Source organism: Gordonia sp. IEGM753 (assembly GCF_050321825.1).
GTDB lineage: Bacteria > Pseudomonadota > Gammaproteobacteria > Pseudomonadales > Pseudomonadaceae > Aquipseudomonas.
The window spans coordinates 663,491-683,768 of record NZ_JBNQGB010000002.1 but is presented as its reverse complement, the minus strand read 5'-3'; the positions used below and the strand labels follow the sequence as shown (position 1 = coordinate 683,768).

Genomic DNA, 20,278 nt, shown 5'->3' with positions numbered 1-20,278 from the left:
TAGTTCGCCGCCAGTTCGGCCTGCCCCGGGAGGTATGTGCTTTCGTTAGAAAGACAGGCGTCCGAGTGAGAGGCTGCATCGCAAGGAGTTTAGATGAGTGCCGATAACGCCTACGCGGTCGAGCTGAAGGGACTGTCCTTCAAGCGCGGTGCGCGCAGCATTTTCAATAACGTCGATATCCGTATCCCGCGCGGCAAGGTCACCGGCATCATGGGGCCTTCCGGGTGTGGCAAGACCACGCTATTACGGCTGATGGGCGCACAGTTGCGGCCGTCCGGCGGTGAAGTCTGGGTCAACGGTCAGAACCTGCCGAAACTGTCGCGCAGCGATCTGTTCGATGCGCGCAAGCACATGGGTGTGCTGTTCCAGAGTGGAGCGCTGTTTACTGATCTCGATGTATTCGAGAACGTCGCCTTTCCTCTACGGGTTCATACCCAGCTACCGGAAGAAATGATCCGTGACATTGTCCTGCTCAAATTGCAGGCGGTAGGTTTGCGCGGTGCCATCGACCTGATGCCTGACGAATTGTCCGGTGGCATGAAGCGTCGTGTCGCGCTGGCACGGGCCATTGCACTCGACCCGCAAATTCTCATGTATGACGAGCCCTTTGTGGGCCAGGACCCGATCGCCATGGGCGTATTGGTGCGCCTCATCCGCTTGCTCAACGACGCGCTGGGGATCACCAGTATCGTGGTGTCCCACGATCTGGCAGAGACCGCGAGCATTGCCGATTACATTTATGTAGTGGGCGACGGACAGGTTTTGGGGCAGGGTACTCCGGACGAATTGATGAATTCGGACGAACCCCGCATTCGCCAGTTCATGACAGGCGACCCCGACGGTCCGGTTGCGTACCACTTTCCAGCGACGGATTACCGCGCAGATCTTCTGGGGAAGCGTTGATGCGCAAAACTTCATTAATAGAGAGAGTGCGCGGGTTCGGCCAGTCGGCCATCGATGCCGTCGCGGTCTTCGGTCGTGCGACGTTGTTCCTGTTTCACGCTTTGCTCGGCCGTGGCGGCATTGGCGGCGGCTTCGGCTTGCTGATCAAGCAGCTGCATTCGGTGGGCGTCATGTCTCTGGTGATCATTGTGGTCTCCGGAGTATTTATTGGCATGGTGTTGGCACTGCAAGGTTTCAACATTCTCTCCAGCTACGGTTCCGAGCAGGCAGTGGGGCAGATGGTTGCCCTGACGTTGCTACGTGAACTGGGCCCGGTGGTCACCGCTTTGCTGTTTGCCGGTCGAGCAGGCTCTGCCCTGACAGCTGAAATCGGCAACATGAAGTCCACCGAGCAGTTGTCCAGTCTGGAAATGATTGGTGTCGACCCGCTCAAATACATTATTGCCCCGCGCCTGTGGGCCGGCTTCATTTCCCTGCCGGTGCTGGCGATGATTTTCAGCGTGGTGGGTATTTGGGGTGGCTCGTGGGTGGCCGTCGATTGGCTGGGAGTCTATGACGGCTCTTACTGGTCGAACATGCAGAACAGCGTGACGTTCACCGACGATGTGCTTAACGGCATCATCAAAAGTATCGTCTTTGCTTTTGTCGTGACCTGGATCGCCGTATTCCAAGGCTATGATTGCGAGCCCACATCCGAGGGGATCAGTCGTGCCACTACCAAGACCGTTGTATATGCCTCGTTGGCAGTACTCGGGCTGGACTTTATTCTGACCGCCTTGATGTTTGGAGATTTCTGATGCAAAACCGCACCCTGGAAATCGGTGTCGGCCTTTTCTTGCTGGCTGGCATCCTGGCTTTGCTGTTGCTTGCGTTGCGGGTCAGTGGCCTGTCTCCGAGCGCAACGACCGACTCGTATAAACTTTATGCATACTTCGACAATATTGCCGGTTTGACGGTCAGAGCGAAGGTGACCATGGCCGGTGTGACCATCGGCAAGGTCACAGCAATCGATCTGGATCGCGACACCTTCACTGGCCGGGTGACGATGCAACTGGAAAAACGCGTAGATAATCTGCCGACCGACTCCACTGCATCTATCCTCACGGCTGGCCTGTTGGGCGAGAAATACATCGGTATCAGCGTGGGCGGCGAAGAAGCCTTGCTCAAGGACGGTGGAACTATCCACGACACTCAGTCGTCACTGGTACTGGAAGACCTGATCGGTAAATTCCTGCTCAATACCGTTAGCAAAGACGCCAAATGAGGAGCTTTTGAATGATCTCTACCTTGCGACGTGGCCTGTTGGTATTGCTCGCGGCCCTGCCGTTGATGGCCAACGCCGTGGCGGCGCCCTCTGCGCATGATCTGGTACAGGACACCACCAACCGGTTGCTGGCCGATCTGGCCGCCAACAAAGAGAAGTACAAACAGGATCCAACTGACTTCTACACCGCGCTGAACAACATCGTTGGCCCAGTTGTGGATGCCGAAGGTATTTCCAAAAGCATCATGACGGTCAAGTATTCGCGCAAGGCAACGCCCGCGCAGATGCAGACTTTCCAGGAGAACTTCAAAAAGGGCTTGTTCCAGTTTTATGGCAATGCCTTGCTGGAGTACAACAATCAGGGCATCACTGTTGATCCGGCCAAGGATGAGTCGGGCGACCGTACCAGCGTTGGCATGACGGTAAAAGGCAGCAATGGTGCTGTTTACCCAGTGCAGTACACGCTTGAGAAGATCAATGGCGAGTGGAAACTGCGCAACGTGATCATCAACGGCATCAACATTGGCAAGCTGTTCCGTGATCAGTTCGCCGATGCGATGCAGCGCAATGGCAACAATCTGGACAAGACCATCAATGGTTGGGCCGGTGAAGTCGCCAAAGCCAAGGAAGCTACCGAGAAGCAAACCCAATGAGTGAGTCTGCCGTTCGCATGAGCGAATCCGGCGAGCTGCTGCTCAGCGGTGTGCTCGATTACCGCAGCGGTCCTGATTTGCGCAAGCAAGGCCAGGCGCTGATCAAGTCCAGCACAGCCGCAGCCTTAGTAGTTGATTGCTCGGCGGTTGTTAAATCCAGCAGCGTCGGTTTGTCGCTGTTGTTGTGCTTCATGCGTGATGCTCAAGCGGTCGGCAAGCCGTTGAGCATCCGTGCGATGCCAGAAGATATGCGCGAAATCGCTCAGGTCAGCGAACTGACCGAGCTTTTGGCGCACCCCTAACGGCATCTACGAAGAAGCCCCCCGTCCGAGTCCTGTGAATGCGGGGTTCGCAGGCGCGGGGCTTTTTTGTATGATGTCCGACCCGCGCGCACAGGGCGCCGATTGAGGTTGAGCATGCAGGCCTACGAAGTTAAGAGCTTCCTTGAAGGAAAGCTGCCTGGAACTCAGGTAGAAGTTGAAGGCGAAGGCTGCAACTTCCAGCTGAACGTGATTAGCGATGAACTGGCGGCTTTGAGCCCGGTGAAGCGTCAACAGCAGGTCTATGCCCATTTGAACCCGTGGATCACCGATGGCAGCATTCACGCGGTCACTATGAAATTTTTCAGCAGCGCGGCCTGGGCCGAGCGCACCTGAGCCCAAGGGCGTCGAGATTCTTATGGATAAATTGATTATTACCGGCGGCGTTCGTCTTGATGGCGAAATCCGCATCTCCGGGGCAAAGAACTCCGCCCTGCCGATTCTGGCTGCAACCTTGCTGTGCGATGGCCCGGTAACCGTTGCCAACCTGCCGCACCTGCACGACATCACCACCATGATCGAGCTGTTCGGTCGCATGGGTATCGAGCCGGTGATCGACGAGAAACTCAGCGTCGAAATCGACCCGCGCACCATCAAGACCCTGATCGCCCCGTACGAACTGGTTAAAACCATGCGTGCGTCGATCTTGGTATTGGGTCCGATGGTTGCCCGTTTTGGTGAAGCCGAAGTTGCACTGCCTGGCGGTTGCGCCATCGGTTCGCGTCCGGTTGACCTGCACATCCGTGGCCTTGAGGCCATGGGCGCAGTCATCGACGTCGAAGGCGGCTACATCAAGGCCAAGGCGCCTGAAGGTGGTTTGCGCGGTGCGCACTTCTTCTTCGACACCGTCAGCGTGACCGGCACCGAAAACATCATGATGGCTGCCGCTTTGGCTAAAGGTCGCAGCGTTCTGCAAAACGCCGCTCGCGAACCTGAAGTCATCGACCTGGCAAACTTCCTGATTGCCATGGGCGCCAAAATTACCGGCGCTGGCACCGACACCATCACCATTGAAGGTGTTGAGCGTCTGCACCCGGCTACCTACAAAGTGATGCCAGACCGTATCGAAACCGGTACTTACCTGGTGGCAGCGGCGGTGACCGGTGGTCGTGTGAAGGTCAAGGACACCGACCCAACCATTCTCGAAGCCGTACTCGAAAAACTCCGCGAAGCCGGTGCTGAAATCACCTGCGGCGAAGACTGGATCGAGCTGAACATGCACGGCAAGCGGCCAAAAGCCGTCAACGTGCGAACGGCTCCGTACCCGGCGTTCCCGACCGACATGCAAGCGCAGTTCATTTCCCTCAACGCCATTGCCGAAGGCACAGGCGCTGTGATCGAGACGATCTTCGAAAACCGCTTCATGCACGTTTACGAACTGCACCGCATGGGCGCCAAAATCCAGGTCGAAGGCAACACTGCCATCGTGACGGGTACCGAGAAGCTCAAAGGCGCGCCGGTCATGGCGACGGACCTGCGTGCTTCGGCCAGCCTGGTGATTTCGGCGTTGATCGCCGAAGGCGATACCCTGATCGACCGCATCTACCACATCGACCGTGGTTATGAGTGCATCGAAGAGAAGCTGCAGATGCTCGGCGCCAAGATCCGCCGCGTACCAGGCTAGTTTCTGCTGCAATTGTGGCGAGGGAGCTTACTCCCGTTGGACTGCGCAGCAGTCCCGCTGTTGGGGCCGCTTCGCGACCCAGCGGGAGCAAGCTCCCTCGCCACAGTTTGCTGTTCACTGATTTGCTTCATCGAGGCTGTGATGGCCTCGATGTGTGTCCGGCGCCGTTTGCGACCGGGCATGAGTACCTTGATAAGGACTGACGTTTCCCATGTTGACCATCGCACTGTCCAAGGGCCGCATCCTTGACGACACCCTGCCGCTTCTGGCTGAAGCGGGCATCGTGCCGACTGAGAATCCGGACAAGAGCCGCAAGCTGATCATCCCCACGACCCAAGCCGATGTGCGCCTGCTGATCGTGCGCGCCACCGATGTGCCGACTTACGTCGAGCATGGTGCTGCCGACCTGGGCGTCGCGGGTAAAGATGTGCTGATGGAATACGGCGGCCAAGGCTTGTACGAGCCGCTGGACCTGCGAATTGCCCTGTGCAAGCTGATGACTGCTGGCCGTGTCGGCGATGTCGAGCCCAAGGGACGGTTGCGCGTGGCCACCAAGTTCGTCAACGTAGCCAAGCGTTATTACGCCGAGCAAGGTCGCCAAGTCGACATCATTAAACTGTACGGCTCGATGGAGCTGGCACCGCTGATCGGTCTTGCAGACAAGATCATCGACGTCGTCGACACCGGTAACACTTTGCGCGCCAATGGCCTGGAACCCCAGGATTTCATTGCCGACATCAGCTCCCGCCTGATCGTCAACAAAGCGTCGATGAAAATGCAGCACGCTCGTATCCAGGCGTTGATCGACACCCTGCGCAAGGCAGTGGAGTCTCGACACCGCGGCTGATTTACCCGCGCGACGTTAAGTCGCGCCCGTCTATCCGCCTCATAGCCAGAATTCTCAGGTGCCCAAGCGGATCGATCGGTAGCATCGGGCGCCTGAGTTTTTGCCATTCCTATGAGGCTCTCGCTATGACCGCACCGACTGCAATTCGCCGACTCAACGCTGCTGACCCGGATTTTGCACATCATCTGGATCATCTGCTGAGCTGGGAAAGTGTGTCTGACGACTCGGTCAATCAGCGGGTGCTGAACATCATCAAAGCCGTACGCGAGCGCGGCGATGCGGCGCTGGTAGAGTTCACCCAGAAGTTTGACGGCCTGCAAGTCGCCTCGATGGCCGACCTGATTCTGCCGCGCGAACGTCTGGAACTGGCGCTGACCCGGATCACCGTGCCCCAGCGCGAAGCCCTGGAAAAAGCCGCGACCCGCGTGCGCAGCTACCACGAAAAACAGAAACAGGATTCCTGGAGCTACACCGAAGCCGACGGCACGGTGCTGGGCCAGAAGGTCACGCCACTGGATCGCGCTGGCCTATATGTGCCGGGGGGTAAAGCATCGTATCCGTCGTCGGTGCTGATGAACGCGATTCCAGCCAAAGTGGCGGGCGTGACTGAAGTGGTGATGGTGGTGCCAACGCCACGTGGTGAAATCAACGAACTGGTGCTGGCCGCTGCTTGTATTGCAGGCGTCGATCGGGTGTTTACCATCGGCGGCGCACAAGCCGTTGCTGCGCTGGCCTACGGTACCGAAAGCGTGCCGAAAGTCGATAAAGTGGTTGGCCCGGGTAACATCTATGTCGCCACCGCCAAGCGCCACGTGTTTGGTCAGGTCGGCATCGACATGATCGCCGGCCCTTCAGAAATTCTGGTGGTGTGCGACGGCCTGACCGATCCGGACTGGATCGCCATGGACCTGTTTTCCCAGGCCGAACACGACGAAGATGCGCAGGCGATTCTGGTCAGCCCCGACGCCGAGTTCCTCGACAAAGTGGCTGCGAGCATCAACAAATTGATGCCGACCATGGAGCGCGCGGACATTATCGAAACCTCGATCAATGGCCGTGGTGCGTTGATCAAAGTACGCGACATGGAACAAGCCATCGAAGTCGCCAACCGTATTGCGCCGGAGCACCTGGAGTTGTCGGTCGCCGATCCGCAAGCCTGGCTGCCGCATATTCGCCACGCTGGGGCAATTTTCATGGGCCGTCACACTTCAGAAGCCTTGGGCGATTATTGCGCAGGTCCGAACCATGTATTGCCGACCTCCGGCACTGCGCGTTTCTCCTCGCCGCTGGGCGTGTATGACTTCCAGAAACGCTCCTCGATCATCTTCTGCTCCGAGCAGGGTGCGTCGCAATTGGGCAAAACTGCTTCCGTGCTGGCCCGTGGCGAGTCGTTGACTGCCCACGCCCGTAGCGCCGAATACCGCATCATTGACGACGAACAGGGGAAATAATAATGAGTAAATTCTGGAGCCCCTTCGTCAAGAGCCTGGTGCCTTATGTGCCGGGTGAACAACCGAAGCTGACGAAATTGGTGAAGCTCAACACCAACGAAAATCCGTACGGCCCATCGCCGAAAGCATTGGCGGCGATGCAAGCCGAGCTGAATGACAACCTGCGTCTGTACCCGGATCCGAACAGCGATGTGCTCAAACAAGCCGTCGCCCGGTATTACGGCGTACAGGGCAATCAGGTGTTCCTCGGCAATGGGTCAGATGAAGTCCTGGCGCACATTTTTCACGGTTTGCTGCAGCACGATAAACCGCTGCTGTTTCCGGACATCAGTTACAGCTTCTATCCGGTTTACTGCGGGTTGTATGGCATTACGTTCGATGCGGTGCCGCTGGATGAGCAGTTCCAGATTGATCCGGCCGATTACGCCAAGCCGAATGGCGGCATTATTTTCCCTAACCCGAACGCTCCTACCGGTTGCCTGTTGGCGCTGGATGCCGTTGAGCAAATTCTCAAGGGCAGCCCGGACTCGGTCGTAGTGGTGGATGAGGCTTACATCGACTTCGGCGGTCAGACAGCCATTAGCCTGGTAGACCGTTATCCGAATTTGCTGGTGACTCAGACCCTGTCCAAATCCCGTTCGCTGGCTGGTTTGCGAGTGGGTTTTGCGGTCGGCCATCCGGAGCTGATTGAAGCGCTGGAGCGAATCAAAAACAGCTTCAACTCCTATCCGCTGGATCGCATGGCCAATGTCGGCGCCGCTGCCGCGTTCGATGATCGCGAGTATTTCGACAAGACCTGTCGATTGGTGATCGAGAACCGCGACAACGTGGTTGGGCAGCTCCAGGCCAAGGGCTTTGAAGTGTTGCCGTCGGCGGCGAACTTCATCTTTGCTCGCCACCCCCAGCACGATGCGGCAGGCCTGGCGGCGAAGTTACGTGAGCAAGGCGTGATCGTGAGGCACTTCAAGCAGGAGCGTATCGCACAATTCTTGCGTATTTCGATCGGTACGCCAGAGCAGAATCAGGCCTTGATCGACGGCCTAGGCGACCTGTAAATCGCTTTCGTCATTGTCCCGTTCGCGAGCAAGCCCGCTCCCACATTGGATCTGTGTCATTCACACATCCGAGGTGGAGGCAGGCTTGCTTGCGAATGGAGCGCAGCCGGCCTCAAGTGTTACTCGTGATGCGCTTCACCCAGGAACGTCAGCGAACTGAACACCCCACGCGTTGCTACATCCGGGTTGTCCTGTAGGGCGATTTCCATCTGCGCTGCAATCACATTCAACCCCTCGTTGCGCACCAGCACCTGCGCCCGACCTTGCGCGTCGGTTTCAGTGCTCAAGGTACTCGGCGCACTGCGGTAATCACCCACCAACTTCACTCCCGCTGCCGGTTTACCATCCAGCAGCACCCGCACCGGCAACAAATTCCCCGGCCCGACTGTTAGCGGGTCGACCTCAGGCAGAATCAGCAATTTCAGCTGATCCAGTTTCGGCAACTTCGCCCCTGGCTGATAAATCGCGAGGCTGTATTTGAATGTCTGGGTCGACTCTATCGCCCCCGGCACTTTGCTACGTCCCTGGTTGATCCATTTTTTGTCAGCGGTTTGCGACCACATGCCGTTATCCAGCGCTAGCGCCATCACTGCTGGCGATTTCAACGGTTGTAATCGGGCGTGATCAGGCAAACGTTGCACCGTCACCGGAATCATTTTGCCGTTGAGGTCATACGCCCAGGCACCGCTGATTTTTTGCGCCTTGAAAGCATTGTCCTCGGCGCCGTGACCGTAGATGACTTCGATATTGCCGCGGCGCTCTTCGGTCCATAGCCCGTGAGCCGATACGTGGGTCGCAAACAGCAGCCCTAGCAGTGCCAATGATTTTAGAGGTTGCAAGGTGACGTCCTTTTACAGATTGAGTGTCAGGCTGACGGTGAAATTGCGCGGCTCGCCGGGATTGACCCAGTAGTTGCTGTACGAGCGCTCAAAGTATTTCTCGTCGAAAAGATTGTTCAGGTTCAGGCCCACGGTGATGTTCTCGGTGGCCTTGTAGTGCGCCAGCAGGTCGACGGTGTGATAGGCCGGCAGTTCGAAATCGCTACCAGACTCTCCCGAACGATCGCCGACATACGTGAACGCAGCGCCGACGTCCGAACCGCGTAAACGACCATCCTGAAATTCATAAACCGCCAGCAGGCTGCCGCTGCGTTTGGCTACGCCAAGGATTCGGCTGCCGGCGGGTATCACGGCGTCACCCTCGGTGACCTCGGCGTCGATGTAAGCGAAGGCGCCGATGACGCGCACCGCATCAGTGACTTGCCCGGTCACTTGCAGGTCGAAACCCTGGCTGCGGGCCTTGCCCATGGCGCGGCTGGTGTCGGTTGCGGGGTCTAGCGCGAGGACGTTTTCCTTTTCAATATGAAACGCGGCGAGGGTGCTGCTAAGGCGTTCGTCGAACAGCTCGCTCTTGATCCCGATTTCGTAACCGACGCCTTGTTCCGGGTCGAACGATTTACCGCCCGCGTCCAAGCCGTTGTTCGGTTTGAAGGAGGTGGATGCGTTGGCGAACAGTCCGATGTCGGGCGTCAGTTGATAGAGCAGGCCGGCGCGCTGGGTCAAAGCGTCGTGGCGCTGACGGCTGGTCGCGCTGCGTGTGTGATCGTCGATGCGTTGCTCGAAATGCTCAAAGCGTGCGCCGAGCATTCCGCGCAGTTTGTCGCTGAAGACGATCTGGTCTTGCACGTTCAGGGCCTGGCTTTCGACATGCTTGAAAAAATCGGTGCCCGACCGCGCGCCGTCGGGTTTTGGTTGGCCGTACACCGGTTGATAAATGTCGATGGCATAAGGGCTGCCGGCGATGGTCGTCACCCGTTCTTTTTTGCGGTAGTTCTCGTATTCGGTGCCGATCAGTAATTCATGTTGCCAACTGCCGACGTCGAACAGCCCGCGCAGTTCGAGCTGAGTAATGCTGTCGTGCCAATCATTGTCACGCTCGCGGTAGCGGCGATTGACGGTGTGGCCGTCGGCGTTCAACGGGCGGGCTTCGGAGGCGAATCCCCACAGTTTGCCTTCCTTGTAATGGCTGGCCAGGCGCAGGCTCCAGCGGTCGTTCAGTTGATGGTCGAGGGCGGCTTGCAACATGTTGTTGTGGTTATCGATGTCGCCATCGTTAGGTTCGCCAAGAAAGGTCGAGCGCGATACGCCGCTCCACGTATTGTTCGGCGCGACAATACCGCGGTCGAACGTGGAGTTATGGCGGACAAATTCGCTTTCGAGCAAGAGGTGGGTGTCGGGGTTCAACTGCCAACTGAAGGAGGGCGCAACGAATACGCGGTGGCTGTCGACGTGATCGCGAAAGCTGTGATTGTCTTCGACCGCCAGGTTGACTCGGGACAACACGTTGCCCTCGTCATCCAGCGGCGTATTGACGTCCAGTGCGGTGCGATATCGATCCCAACTGCCGGCACTGGTTTGCAACGTGGTGAAGGCTTCGGGCTGAGGTTTTTTGGTGACGATATTGACCGTACCGCCCGGATCGCCCCGGCCGTAAAGGCTGGCGGCCGGGCCTTTAAGCACTTCGATGCGTTCGATGTTGGCCACATCGGGCGTGCTCGGGTAGCCACGGTTGGCGCTGAAACCGTCCTTGTAGAATTCCGACGTGGTGAAGCCACGTACGCTGTATTCGTAAAGCGTCAAACCGCCGAAATTGTTTTGTTTCGACACACCACCGGCAAAATCCAGTGCACGCTCGACGCTGGTGCTGCCGAGATCCTTGAGCACGCTTGCCGGGATCACGCTGATGGATTGCGGAATGTCGCGTAGCGCAGTGTCGGTTTTGGTCGCGCTTGCGGAGCGGGTTGCGCGATAGCCGTTGACCGGGCCGGTTGGGGATTCGTAGTCGGAGGTGACGCTGATGGCGTCCAGTTCAAGGGGGGAGGGTTCTTCGGCGAAGACCGGATCACCCAGCAGGCCAAGGGCAACACTTGCCACAGAGGCCATTATTCGAGACGACATGTTATGTTGTTCCAATAGTGATATTGAAACAATATAACATATCCAATGAGACTATCTGCTGTTAGCCCGAGCTGCTCGGGCTAGCGCTTACTCTTCTTCTTTTTCCTTGATCGGTGCAGGCGGAGGGCGCAAGCCGATCTCGGCGGTGAGCTTCAGCTCCTTGCCGTTGCGCATCACCTGTATCGTGACCTTGTCCGTCGGTTTTATTCGGGCGACCTGGTTCATCGAACGACGACCATCGCCCGCGGGCTCGCCGTCAATAGAAAGGATGACGTCGCCCAGTTGCAGGCCGGCCTTCTGCGCCGGACCGTCGCGGAAAATCCCGGCAACCACAATGCCCGGACGTCCCGACAAGCCAAACGACTCCGCCAGTTCCTGAGTCAGTGGTTGCACTTCGATACCCAGCCAGCCGCGAATCACCTGGCCGTGCTCGATGATTGATTTCATCACTTCCATGGCCAACTTGATCGGGATCGCGAAACCAATGCCCTGTGAGCCGCCCGACTTGGAGAAGATCGCCGTGTTGATGCCGGTCAGATTGCCATTGGCATCCACCAGCGCGCCGCCGGAGTTGCCGGGGTTGATGGCGGCGTCGGTCTGGATGAAGTCTTCGTAGTTGTTCAGGCCCAACTGATTACGCCCGGTGGCGCTGATGATGCCCATGGTCACGGTTTGGCCGACACCGAACGGATTGCCGATGGCCAGCGCCACGTCGCCGATACGGATGTTGTCGGAGCGGCCGATGGTGATCGATGGCAGGTTCTTCAGGTCGATCTTCAATACAGCGAGGTCGGTTTCGGGGTCGCTGCCGATCACTCGAGCCAGCGTTTCACGGCCATCCTTGAGCGCCACCACTATCTGGTCGGCGCCAGTGGTCACGTGGTTGTTGGTCAGGATATAGCCTTCCGGGCTCATCATCACACCCGAGCCGAGGCTTGATTCCATGCGCTTCTGCTTGGGCGAGTTATCACCGAAGAAACGGCGGAACTGCGGATCCTCAAACAATGGATGGTTGGGTTTGTTGATCACCTTGGTGGTGTACAGGTTTACCACTGCCGGCGCGGCAATCGTCACCGCGTCCGCATAAGACACGGGGCCTTGCTGCACGCTGGTGGTTTGCGGGGCTTGCTGCAGGTTGACGTCGAGGCTCGGGAGTCCGACCCACTCGGGGTAACGCTGGATTATCAACAGAGCGATAAGCACGCCGGCCAACAGCGGCCAGCCGGAAAAACGCAGCGCCTTGAGCATTAAGCACGTCCTGAAAGGTTGCAGGCGGTATGAGACCGCCCATAATGTCGCGCATTATACGAGGCCGAGCGCGCCTCTGAACGGGATATTTAGGAGTCTTTTATGGCCGTCGCCTTGAGCACCCTGGTCGAAGAAGCCGATCGTTATCTGAGCAGTGCAAAGATTGCCGATTACTGTCCCAACGGTTTGCAGGTCGAGGGCCGGCCGCAGGTGATGCGCATCGTCAGCGGCGTCACCGCAAGCCAGGCGTTACTCGACGCCGCTGTTGAGGCTGAGGCCGATCTGGTGCTGGTGCATCACGGGTACTTCTGGAAAGGGGAGAACCCGTGCATCACCGGCATGAAGCAGCGTAGGCTGAAAACCCTGCTCAAGCACGATATCAGCCTGTTGTCCTACCATTTGCCGTTGGATCTGCATCCGGATGTGGGCAACAACGTGCAACTCGCGCGTCAGTTGGACATTACCGTTGAAGGCCCACTCGACCCGGCTAACCTGAAAGTGGTGGGCCTGGTCGGCTCATTGAACGAGCCGGTGACGCCGCGTGATTTCGCCCGACGTGTACGCGAGGTCATGGGGCGTGAGCCGCTGCTGATCGAAGGTAGCGAGATGATCCGCCGGGTTGGCTGGTGCACCGGTGGCGGTCAGAGTTATATCGACCAAGCGGTGCTGGCCGGGGTCGATCTGTACCTCAGTGGCGAGGCCTCCGAGCAAACCTTCCACAGCGCCCGGGAAAACGACATCAGCTTCATCGCCGCCGGTCACCACGCCACCGAGCGTTACGGCGTTCAGGCGCTGGGCGATTATCTGGCGCGACGGTTCGCCCTTGAGCACATCTTCATCGACTGCCCGAATCCGATCTGATTAACACCACAATCCAAATGTGGGAGCTGTGGCGCCCGAACAGGCAGGTATATTGATATACCCTTTCGATCTAGATGGTGCCCTGATTAGAAGAGGTCGCTGTGCTAGGATTCCCCGCTCGAACACGGCCCGCTGGCCGTCCATAAGATCGTTTTCGTGAGTAGCCATGGTCGACAAACTGACGCATCTGAAACAGCTGGAGGCCGAAAGCATCCACATCATCCGCGAGGTCGCCGCCGAGTTCGATAACCCGGTGATGCTGTACTCCGTCGGTAAAGATTCCGCCGTGATGCTGCACCTTGCACGCAAGGCATTCTTCCCAGGCAAACTGCCGTTCCCGGTGATGCACGTCGACACCCGGTGGAAGTTCAAGGAAATGTACGCATTCCGCGACCGCATGGTCGAAGAACTGGGCCTTGACCTGCTGGTACACGTGAACCCCGATGGCGTCGCGCAGGGCATCAACCCGCTGACCCACGGCAGTGCCAAACACACCGATATCATGAAAACCGAAGGCCTTAAGCAGGCCCTCGACAAGTACGGTTTCGATGCAGCTTTCGGCGGCGCCCGTCGTGATGAAGAGAAGTCCCGTGCCAAAGAGCGCGTGTATTCCTTCCGCGATACCAAGCACCGCTGGGACCCGAAAAACCAGCGTCCAGAGTTGTGGAACGTCTACAACGGCAACGTCAACAAGGGCGAATCGATCCGCGTTTTCCCGCTGTCGAACTGGACCGAACTCGACATCTGGCAGTACATCTACCTCGAAGGCATCCCGATTGTGCCGCTGTATTTCGCCGCCGAGCGCGACGTTATCGAGATGAATGGCACCTGGATCATGATCGACGACGAGCGCCTGCTCAATCACCTGAGCGACGAAGACAAGAAGCGTATCGTCAAGAAGAAAGTCCGGTTCCGTACACTGGGTGACTACCCGCTGACCGGTGCGGTCGAGTCCGAGGCCACCAGCCTGACCGACATCATTCAGGAAATGCTCCTGACGCGAACTTCCGAGCGCCAGGGCCGAGTCATCGACCACGATGGCGCAGGCTCGATGGAAGAAAAGAAACGTCAGGGTTATTTCTAAGGGGTTGTCATGTCGCACGTATCTGATTTGATCAGCGAGGACATCCTCGCCTACCTGGGCCAGCACGAACGCAAGGAAATGCTGCGCTTTCTGACCTGTGGCAACGTCGACGACGGCAAGAGCACCCTGATCGGGCGCCTGCTGCACGACTCCAAAATGATCTACGAAGATCACCTGGAAGCCATCACCCGCGACTCGAAAAAAGTCGGCACTACCGGCGACGATATCGACCTGGCATTGCTGGTCGACGGCCTGCAGGCCGAGCGTGAGCAGGGCATCACCATCGATGTCGCCTACCGCTATTTCTCCACCGCCAAACGCAAATTCATCATCGCCGACACCCCCGGCCATGAGCAGTACACCCGCAACATGGCCACCGGTGCGTCTACCTGTGACCTAGCGATCATCCTGATCGATGCCCGTTACGGCGTGCAGACCCAGACCCGTCGCCACAGCTTCATCGCCTCGTTGCTGGGCATCAAACACATCGTGGTGGCCGTCAACAAGATGGACATCAATGGTTTTGACCAAAGCGTCTTCGAGTCGATCAAGGCCGATTACCTGAAGTTCGCCGAAGGCATTGCCTTCAAACCGACCACCATGGCGTTCGTTCCGATGTCGGCGCTCAAGGGCGACAATGTCGTGAACAAGTCCGAGCGCTCGCCGTGGTACACCGGCCAGTCGCTGATGGAAATTCTTGAAAGCGTCGAAATCGCGAACGACCGCAACTACACCGACCTGCGTTTCCCTGTGCAGTACGTCAACCGTCCGAACCTGAACTTCCGTGGTTTCGCTGGCACATTGGCCAGCGGTATCGTGCACAAGGGCGACGAAGTGGTTGTGCTGCCGTCGGGCAAAAGCAGCCGCGTGAAATCCATCGTCACCTTCGAGGGTGAGCTGGAGCACGCCGGTCCTGGCCAAGCGGTGACGCTGACCATGGAAGACGAGATCGACATCTCGCGCGGTGACTTGCTGGTACACGCCGACAACCTGCCGCAAGTGACCGACGCTTTCGACGCCATGCTGGTGTGGATGGCTGAAGAGCCGATGCTGCCGGGCAAGAAGTACGACATCAAACGCGCCACGAGTTACGTGCCGGGTTCGATCACCAGCATCGTTAATCGCGTTGACGTGAATACGCTGGAAGAAGGCCCCGCCAGCTCGCTGCAGTTGAACGAAATCGGTCGGGTCAAAATTAGCCTCGACGCCGCTATCGCGCTGGATGGCTATGCGAGCAATCGCACCACCGGTTCGTTTATCGTCATCGATCGTTTGACCAACGGTACCGTCGCCGCCGGCATGATCATCGCCCAGCCATCGGCGAGTGGCGGCAGCACCCATCATGGCAAACTGGCGCACGTTGCGACCGACGAACGCGCACAGCGTTTCGGCCAGCAGCCGGCCACCGTGTTGTTCAGTGGCTTGTCGGGCGCAGGCAAAAGCACCTTGGCCTACGCTGTTGAACGCAAGCTGTTCGACATGGGCCGCGCGGTGTTTGTACTCGACGGTCAGAACCTGCGTCACGACCTGAACAAAGGTCTGCCGCAGGATCGCGCCGGGCGCACCGAGAACTGGCGTCGTGCAGCTCATGTTGCACGACAGTTCAACGAAGCCGGTTTGCTGACCCTGGCAGCGTTTGTTGCGCCGAGTGCAGAAGGTCGCGAGCAGGCTAAAGACCTGATCGGCAAAGAACGTTTGCTGACCGTTTATGTGCAAGCCTCGCCGACGGTGTGTGCTGAGCGTGACCCGCAAGGCCTGTACGCGGCGGGTGGCGATAACATTCCTGGCGAGTCCTTCCCTTACGACGTGCCGCTGAATGCCGACCTTATAGTCGACACCCAGTCGCTGTCGCTGGAAGAAAGCGTCAAGCAAGTGCTGGATCTGCTGCGTCAGCGCGGCGCGATCTAAGCCTTAGCCATTAATAAAAAACCCGCCGATGAGTGATCATCGGCGGGTTTTTTATTTCGGTTCAACTCGGTTCAACTCGGTCAACTGTGGGAGCCAGCCTGCTGGCGATTGCGGTGTTTCAGTCAATACATCTGCTGAATGTAAATCCGCTATCGCCAGCAGGCTGGCTCCCACAAGAGATCAGTATTTGGCGGGATACTCGCGATGCATCTGCGCAAGCAGCGCATCCTTGTCTTCCCACAGCCGATTGATCCAGCCCTGGAATTCCAAACGGTACTCAGCGTCCTGCTCGTAATTCTTGCCGATGAACTGCGGCGGAATCTTCAGCTCTTCAAAATGCACCACCACGTCGGCAATGTTGCCACACAGCAAATCCCAATAGCCCGGTCGACCGCCCGGGTAGTGGATGGTCACGTTGACGATCGACTCAAGCTGCTCGCCCATCGCGTCCAGCACAAACGCAATGCCGCCGGCCTTGGGTTTGAGCAGGTATTTGAACGGTGACTTCTGCTGCGCATGCTTGCTTTCGGTGAAGCGCGTGCCTTCGACGAAATTGAACATTCCCACTGGATGGTTGCGGAATTTTTCGCACGTCTTGCGCGTGGTTTCCAGGTCTTTGCCTTTCTTCTCCGGGTGTTTTTCCAGGTAAGCCTTTGAGTAACGCTTCATGAACGGGAAGCCCAATGCCCACCACGCCAGACCAATCACCGGTACCCAGATCAGCTCTTGCTTGAGAAAGAACTTCAGCGGCTGGATGCGGCGGTTGAGCACGTATTGCAGCACCATGATGTCGACCCAGCTCTGATGGTTGCTGGTGATCAGGTACGAGTGCTGATAGTCCAGGCCTTCGAGGCCGCTGAGGTGCCAGCGGGTGCGGCGCACAAGGTTCATCCAGGCATTGTTGTTGCTGATCCACGCCTCATGGGTATGGCTCATCAACCAACGGGTAAAACGTTGGGTGATAGCGAACGGCAACACCTTGAAAATCGCCACGCAGAACAAAAACGAGCACAGCAGAATCGTGTTCAGCGCCAGCAATAACGAGGCGATCACGCCACGCACGGCGGAGGGTAGAAAATCCAGCATCTAAAGATCCATAGGTCGGTTGGCAGCTTGAATCGCGGTCAACGCGATGGTGTAGACGATGTCGTCGACTTGCGCGCCGCGCGGCAGGTCATTCACCGGTTTGCGCAGGCCTTGCAGCATCGGGCCGAGGCTGACGCAATCGGCACTGCGTTGCACGGCTTTGTGTGTGGTGTTGCCGGTGTTCAGGTCGGGGAATACAAACACCGTGGCTCGGCCGGCAACCTGGCTGTTTGGCGCCAGTTGCCGGGCGACGGTTTCGTTAGCCGCGGCATCGTATTGCAACGGGCCGTCGATCAGCAGGGTACTTTGCTGCTCATGGGCGAGCAGCGTTGCTTCGCGAACCTTCTCGACTTCCTCGCCGCTGGCCGATTCACCGCTTGAGTAGCTGATCATTGCCACGCGCGGAGTGATGCCGAATGCCGCGGCCGAATCAGCGCTTTGCAACGCGATCTCGGCCAGTTCGCTGGCGCTCGGGTGCGGGTTCATCACACAGTCGCCGTAGACCAGCACCTCTTCCGGGAACAGCATGAAGAACACCGAAGACACCAGCGTGCAGCCCGGTGCCGTTTTAATCAGTTGCAGGGCCGGGCGGATGGTATTCGCGGTGGAGTGAATAACGCCGGACACCAGCCCGTCGACTTCATCCAGCGCCAGCATCATGGTGCCAATGACCACGGTGTCTTCCAATTGCTGTTCGGCCATCGGCGCGTTCAGGCTTTTGCTCTTACGCAGGGCCACCATCGGTTCAACGTAGCGCTCGCGGATCAGGTCCGGGTCCAGAATCTCCAGCCCCGGTGGCAGCTCGATGCCTTGAGCGCGCGCCACGGCTTCGACATCCTCAGGTTTCGCCAGCAGTACGCAACGGGCAATGCCGCGAGCCTGACAAATAGCCGCCGCTTGCACGGTCAATGGCTCGCTGCCTTCGGGCAACACAATGCGCTTGTTGGCAGCCTGCGCACGCTGGATCAATTGATAGCGAAACACGGCTGGCGACAGGCGCATCTCGCGCGGCGTGCCGCAACGTTGGTGCAACCACTTGGCGTCCAGATGGCTGGCAACGAAATCGGTGATGATCTCCGCACGCTCGCGGTCGTCGATCGGGATTTCCTTGTTCAAACCGTTCAACTGGTTCGCCGTGTCGTACGAGCCCGTGCTCACCGACAACACAGGCAAGCCTGCCTGCAATGCGCCACGGCACAGGTCCATGATGCGCGGGTCGGGCAACGTGTCGCTGGTCAGCAACAGGCCGGCCAGCGGTACACCGTTCATGGCGGCAAGGCTGACGGCGAGGATGATGTCGTCGCGGTCGCCGGGCGTAACCACCAAGACGCCGGGCTTGAGCAGCTCCACGGTGTTGCGCATGGTTCGGGCGCAAATGATGATTTTGGTCATGCGCCGGGTTTCGAAATCGCCGGCATTGAGAATTTGCGCGCCCATCAAATCAGCCACGTCACGCGTGCGCGGCGCATTCAACTCCGGCTGAAACGGAATGCAGCCCAGCAGCTTGAAATCACCACTGCGCAGCAGCGGCGAATGCTCCTTCAGGCGGGAGGCGAAGACCTCCATGCTTTCATCGGTCTTGACCTTGTTGAGGATCACACCGAGCACTTTCGGATCTTTTGGACCGCCGAATAATTGCGCCTGCAGCTCTACACGCCCAGAGAGTTCGGTCAGCACTTCGTTTTCCGGTGCTGACACCAGAATCACATCGGCATCGAGGCTTTTAGCCAAGTGCAGGTTGACCCGCGCCGCGTAACTGGCGCTGCGGGTCGGCACCATGCCTTCGACAATCAGTACGTCTTTGCCGACTGCTGCTTGCTGATACAGGGTGATGATTTCTTCGAGCAACTCGTCCAGTTGACCATCGCCGAGCATGCGTTCCACGTGCGCCAGGCCCAACGGTTGGGGCGGCTTCAAGCCGTGCGTGCGCGCCACCAGTTCGGTGGAGCGCTCAGGGCCGGTATCACCCGGATGCGGCTGGGCAATTGGTTTGAAAAAGCCGACCTTGAGGCCTGCCCTTTCCAGCGTGCGTACCAGCCCGAGGCTGATGGAGGTCAGACCCACACCAAAATCGGTGGGTGCGATAAAAAAAGTTTGCATGCGTATTCTCTGGAGGTGCATGGCAGTGGTGAGCGCCTATGGCTGGTGCTCTACCCAAATTCAGTCGCCAAGGTTATCGCTAACCGAGCCTTGTGCGCACCAACCGCAAGCAAAGGGCTGGCCTATTTTTTCAATACGTTGCGCGCGATCCAGCACCCAGGTGCGTGATTGCCACGGCGGCTGGTGGCGCAGGTGCTGGGTGTGACCGCAGGAAAGCTCGGCGACCCAATGCCCGTCCTCATCCTGATGAAAGCCTGTGACCGTTGAGCGTTTTTCCGCCATCCGTCTGTCCGGGTTGTGTTCGCTTTCGGGCGATTGCTTCGCTAAACTTGGTCTTTCTTCATTCTTATGCAAAAGGTCTCGCCCCATGCTGATCGCCGCCAATAAGGCTGTCTCCATCGACTATACCCTGACCAACGACGCTGGTGAGGTCATCGACAGCTCCGCCGGCGGCGCGCCGCTGGTCTACCTGCAAGGTGCAGGTAACATCATTCCGGGCCTGGAGAAGGCTCTGGAAGGCAAGAAAGTCGGTGACGAACTGACCGTTGCCGTTGAACCTGAAGACGCCTACGGCGAATATGCTGCCGAACTGGTCAGCACTCTGAGCCGCAGCATGTTCGAAGGTGTCGACGAACTGGAAGTTGGCATGCAGTTCCACGCCTCTGCTCCAGACGGCCAGATGCAAATTGTCACCATCCGTGATCTGGACGGCGACGATGTCACTGTCGACGGCAACCACCCGTTGGCCGGTCAGCGCCTGAATTTCCAGGTCAAGATCATCGACATCCGCGATGCCAGCCAGGAAGAAGTTGCCCATGGTCACGTCCATGGCGAAGGTGGTCATCACCACTGATTTTCTGCGCTAAGCTTCGAGTACTGGAGAGGCGCCCGAGGGCGCCTTTTTTAGTCCGCGGCTG

The 20,278-nt window shown here is 58.2% G+C and carries 20 protein-coding genes; 14 read left to right on the top strand and 6 right to left on the bottom strand.

What is annotated here, in order from left to right; all coding sequences use genetic code 11:
- The first annotated feature begins 93 nt into the window (after positions 1–93).
- From ACQR3R_RS16110 to hisC, 10 genes are all read left to right on the top strand, one after another.
- The gene (locus tag ACQR3R_RS16110; RefSeq protein ID WP_428273271.1) at positions 94–903 is read left to right on the top strand and encodes an ATP-binding cassette domain-containing protein; all 810 of its coding nucleotides are present in this window, start codon (positions 94–96) and stop codon (positions 901–903) included.
- Entirely contained in the window at positions 903–1,700 is a 798-nt protein-coding gene (gene mlaE / locus ACQR3R_RS16105) for a lipid asymmetry maintenance ABC transporter permease subunit MlaE (protein WP_428273270.1), read from the top strand. The genes ACQR3R_RS16110 and mlaE overlap by 1 nt, the downstream gene beginning before the upstream one ends.
- Positions 1,700–2,167 carry an outer membrane lipid asymmetry maintenance protein MlaD gene (gene mlaD, locus ACQR3R_RS16100; RefSeq protein WP_428273269.1) on the top strand — a complete coding sequence of 156 codons (468 nt, stop codon included), beginning with the start codon at positions 1,700–1,702 and terminating at the stop codon, positions 2,165–2,167. The genes mlaE and mlaD overlap by 1 nt, the downstream gene beginning before the upstream one ends.
- 11 nt (positions 2,168–2,178) lie before the next feature.
- On the top strand, positions 2,179–2,820 hold the full coding sequence (locus ACQR3R_RS16095) for an ABC transporter substrate-binding protein (RefSeq protein WP_428273268.1): 642 nt from the start codon (positions 2,179–2,181) through the stop codon (positions 2,818–2,820).
- Positions 2,817–3,122, top strand: a complete 306-nt coding sequence (locus ACQR3R_RS16090; protein WP_428273267.1) for an STAS domain-containing protein — start codon at positions 2,817–2,819, stop codon at positions 3,120–3,122. The genes ACQR3R_RS16095 and ACQR3R_RS16090 overlap by 4 nt, the downstream gene beginning before the upstream one ends.
- Before the next feature lie 114 nt (positions 3,123–3,236).
- Positions 3,237–3,476: a BolA/IbaG family iron-sulfur metabolism protein gene (locus ACQR3R_RS16085; RefSeq protein WP_428273266.1), complete on the top strand. Its 240-nt coding sequence runs from the start codon at positions 3,237–3,239 to the stop codon at positions 3,474–3,476.
- Positions 3,477–3,498: 22 nt separating this feature from the next.
- Complete coding sequence (gene murA, locus ACQR3R_RS16080) at positions 3,499–4,764, top strand: UDP-N-acetylglucosamine 1-carboxyvinyltransferase (RefSeq protein WP_428273265.1); 1,266 nt, start codon at positions 3,499–3,501, stop codon at positions 4,762–4,764.
- 211 nt (positions 4,765–4,975) lie between these two features.
- Positions 4,976–5,611: an ATP phosphoribosyltransferase gene (gene hisG / locus ACQR3R_RS16075; protein ID WP_007901570.1), complete on the top strand. Its 636-nt coding sequence runs from the start codon at positions 4,976–4,978 to the stop codon at positions 5,609–5,611.
- Between the two features lie 125 nt (positions 5,612–5,736).
- Positions 5,737–7,062, top strand: coding sequence for a histidinol dehydrogenase (gene hisD / locus ACQR3R_RS16070; RefSeq protein ID WP_428273264.1), 1,326 nt, complete (start codon positions 5,737–5,739; stop codon positions 7,060–7,062).
- Between the two features lie 2 nt (positions 7,063–7,064).
- A complete protein-coding gene (gene hisC, locus ACQR3R_RS16065; protein ID WP_428273263.1) occupies positions 7,065–8,117 on the top strand; it encodes a histidinol-phosphate transaminase in 1,053 nt (350 codons plus the stop codon).
- Positions 8,118–8,236: 119 nt separating this feature from the next.
- Here the strand turns inward: hisC and ACQR3R_RS16060 are convergent, their stop codons facing one another.
- The 3 genes from ACQR3R_RS16060 to algW all read right to left on the bottom strand — a co-directional run bounded on the left by ACQR3R_RS16060 (position 8,237) and on the right by algW (position 12,322).
- Entirely contained in the window at positions 8,237–8,956 is a 720-nt protein-coding gene (locus tag ACQR3R_RS16060; RefSeq protein WP_428273262.1) for a DUF4198 domain-containing protein, read from the bottom strand.
- 12 nt (positions 8,957–8,968) lie between these two features.
- Positions 8,969–11,074: a TonB-dependent siderophore receptor gene (locus ACQR3R_RS16055; RefSeq protein ID WP_428273261.1), complete on the bottom strand. Its 2,106-nt coding sequence runs from the start codon at positions 11,072–11,074 to the stop codon at positions 8,969–8,971.
- Positions 11,075–11,161: 87 nt separating this feature from the next.
- The gene (gene algW / locus ACQR3R_RS16050) at positions 11,162–12,322 is read right to left on the bottom strand and encodes a Do family serine endopeptidase AlgW (protein ID WP_428273260.1); all 1,161 of its coding nucleotides are present in this window, start codon (positions 12,320–12,322) and stop codon (positions 11,162–11,164) included.
- Positions 12,323–12,424: 102 nt separating this feature from the next.
- On the opposite strand from algW, the gene ACQR3R_RS16045 reads away from it, so the two are divergent.
- The 3 genes from ACQR3R_RS16045 to cysN all read left to right on the top strand — a co-directional run bounded on the left by ACQR3R_RS16045 (position 12,425) and on the right by cysN (position 16,175).
- The gene (locus ACQR3R_RS16045) at positions 12,425–13,183 is read left to right on the top strand and encodes a Nif3-like dinuclear metal center hexameric protein (protein WP_428273259.1); all 759 of its coding nucleotides are present in this window, start codon (positions 12,425–12,427) and stop codon (positions 13,181–13,183) included.
- A gap of 166 nt (positions 13,184–13,349) precedes the next feature.
- Complete coding sequence (gene cysD, locus ACQR3R_RS16040; RefSeq protein ID WP_162439268.1) at positions 13,350–14,267, top strand: sulfate adenylyltransferase subunit CysD; 918 nt, start codon at positions 13,350–13,352, stop codon at positions 14,265–14,267.
- 9 nt (positions 14,268–14,276) lie between these two features.
- Positions 14,277–16,175 carry a sulfate adenylyltransferase subunit CysN gene (cysN, locus tag ACQR3R_RS16035; RefSeq protein WP_428273258.1) on the top strand — a complete coding sequence of 633 codons (1,899 nt, stop codon included), beginning with the start codon at positions 14,277–14,279 and terminating at the stop codon, positions 16,173–16,175.
- Positions 16,176–16,355: 180 nt separating this feature from the next.
- Here cysN and ACQR3R_RS16030 read toward each other — a convergent pair whose 3' ends face one another.
- The 3 genes from ACQR3R_RS16030 to ACQR3R_RS16020 are packed head-to-tail and all read right to left on the bottom strand — an operon-like array spanning position 16,356 to position 19,745.
- Positions 16,356–17,261 (bottom strand): 1-acylglycerol-3-phosphate O-acyltransferase, YihG family, encoded by a 906-nt coding sequence (locus ACQR3R_RS16030; RefSeq protein WP_428273257.1) that lies wholly within the window; start codon positions 17,259–17,261, stop codon positions 16,356–16,358.
- Positions 17,262–19,361, bottom strand: coding sequence for a phosphate acetyltransferase (gene pta, locus ACQR3R_RS16025; protein WP_428273256.1), 2,100 nt, complete (start codon positions 19,359–19,361; stop codon positions 17,262–17,264).
- Between the two features lie 60 nt (positions 19,362–19,421).
- Positions 19,422–19,745 carry a DUF3565 domain-containing protein gene (locus ACQR3R_RS16020; RefSeq protein ID WP_428273255.1) on the bottom strand — a complete coding sequence of 108 codons (324 nt, stop codon included), beginning with the start codon at positions 19,743–19,745 and terminating at the stop codon, positions 19,422–19,424.
- Between ACQR3R_RS16020 and ACQR3R_RS16015 the strand changes: the two genes are divergently transcribed.
- Positions 19,729–20,214, top strand: a complete 486-nt coding sequence (locus tag ACQR3R_RS16015; RefSeq protein ID WP_428273254.1) for an FKBP-type peptidyl-prolyl cis-trans isomerase — start codon at positions 19,729–19,731, stop codon at positions 20,212–20,214. The two genes, ACQR3R_RS16020 and ACQR3R_RS16015, sit on opposite strands and share 17 nt — an antisense overlap.
- Positions 20,215–20,278: the final 64 nt, after the last annotated feature.

Coding starts and splice junctions, on each gene's coding strand:
- ACQR3R_RS16110 (WP_428273271.1), top strand. CDS start 94: ATGAGTGCCGATAACGCCTACGCGGTCGAGCTGAAGGGACTGTCCTTC.
- mlaE (WP_428273270.1), top strand. CDS start 903: ATGCGCAAAACTTCATTAATAGAGAGAGTGCGCGGGTTCGGCCAGTCG.
- mlaD (WP_428273269.1), top strand. CDS start 1,700: ATGCAAAACCGCACCCTGGAAATCGGTGTCGGCCTTTTCTTGCTGGCT.
- ACQR3R_RS16095 (WP_428273268.1), top strand. CDS start 2,179: ATGATCTCTACCTTGCGACGTGGCCTGTTGGTATTGCTCGCGGCCCTG.
- ACQR3R_RS16090 (WP_428273267.1), top strand. CDS start 2,817: ATGAGTGAGTCTGCCGTTCGCATGAGCGAATCCGGCGAGCTGCTGCTC.
- ACQR3R_RS16085 (WP_428273266.1), top strand. CDS start 3,237: ATGCAGGCCTACGAAGTTAAGAGCTTCCTTGAAGGAAAGCTGCCTGGA.
- murA (WP_428273265.1), top strand. CDS start 3,499: ATGGATAAATTGATTATTACCGGCGGCGTTCGTCTTGATGGCGAAATC.
- hisG (WP_007901570.1), top strand. CDS start 4,976: ATGTTGACCATCGCACTGTCCAAGGGCCGCATCCTTGACGACACCCTG.
- hisD (WP_428273264.1), top strand. CDS start 5,737: ATGACCGCACCGACTGCAATTCGCCGACTCAACGCTGCTGACCCGGAT.
- hisC (WP_428273263.1), top strand. CDS start 7,065: ATGAGTAAATTCTGGAGCCCCTTCGTCAAGAGCCTGGTGCCTTATGTG.
- ACQR3R_RS16055 (WP_428273261.1), bottom strand. CDS start 11,074: ATGTCGTCTCGAATAATGGCCTCTGTGGCAAGTGTTGCCCTTGGCCTG.
- algW (WP_428273260.1), bottom strand. CDS start 12,322: ATGCTCAAGGCGCTGCGTTTTTCCGGCTGGCCGCTGTTGGCCGGCGTG.
- ACQR3R_RS16045 (WP_428273259.1), top strand. CDS start 12,425: ATGGCCGTCGCCTTGAGCACCCTGGTCGAAGAAGCCGATCGTTATCTG.
- cysD (WP_162439268.1), top strand. CDS start 13,350: ATGGTCGACAAACTGACGCATCTGAAACAGCTGGAGGCCGAAAGCATC.
- cysN (WP_428273258.1), top strand. CDS start 14,277: ATGTCGCACGTATCTGATTTGATCAGCGAGGACATCCTCGCCTACCTG.
- ACQR3R_RS16030 (WP_428273257.1), bottom strand. CDS start 17,261: ATGCTGGATTTTCTACCCTCCGCCGTGCGTGGCGTGATCGCCTCGTTA.
- pta (WP_428273256.1), bottom strand. CDS start 19,361: ATGCAAACTTTTTTTATCGCACCCACCGATTTTGGTGTGGGTCTGACC.
- ACQR3R_RS16015 (WP_428273254.1), top strand. CDS start 19,729: ATGCTGATCGCCGCCAATAAGGCTGTCTCCATCGACTATACCCTGACC.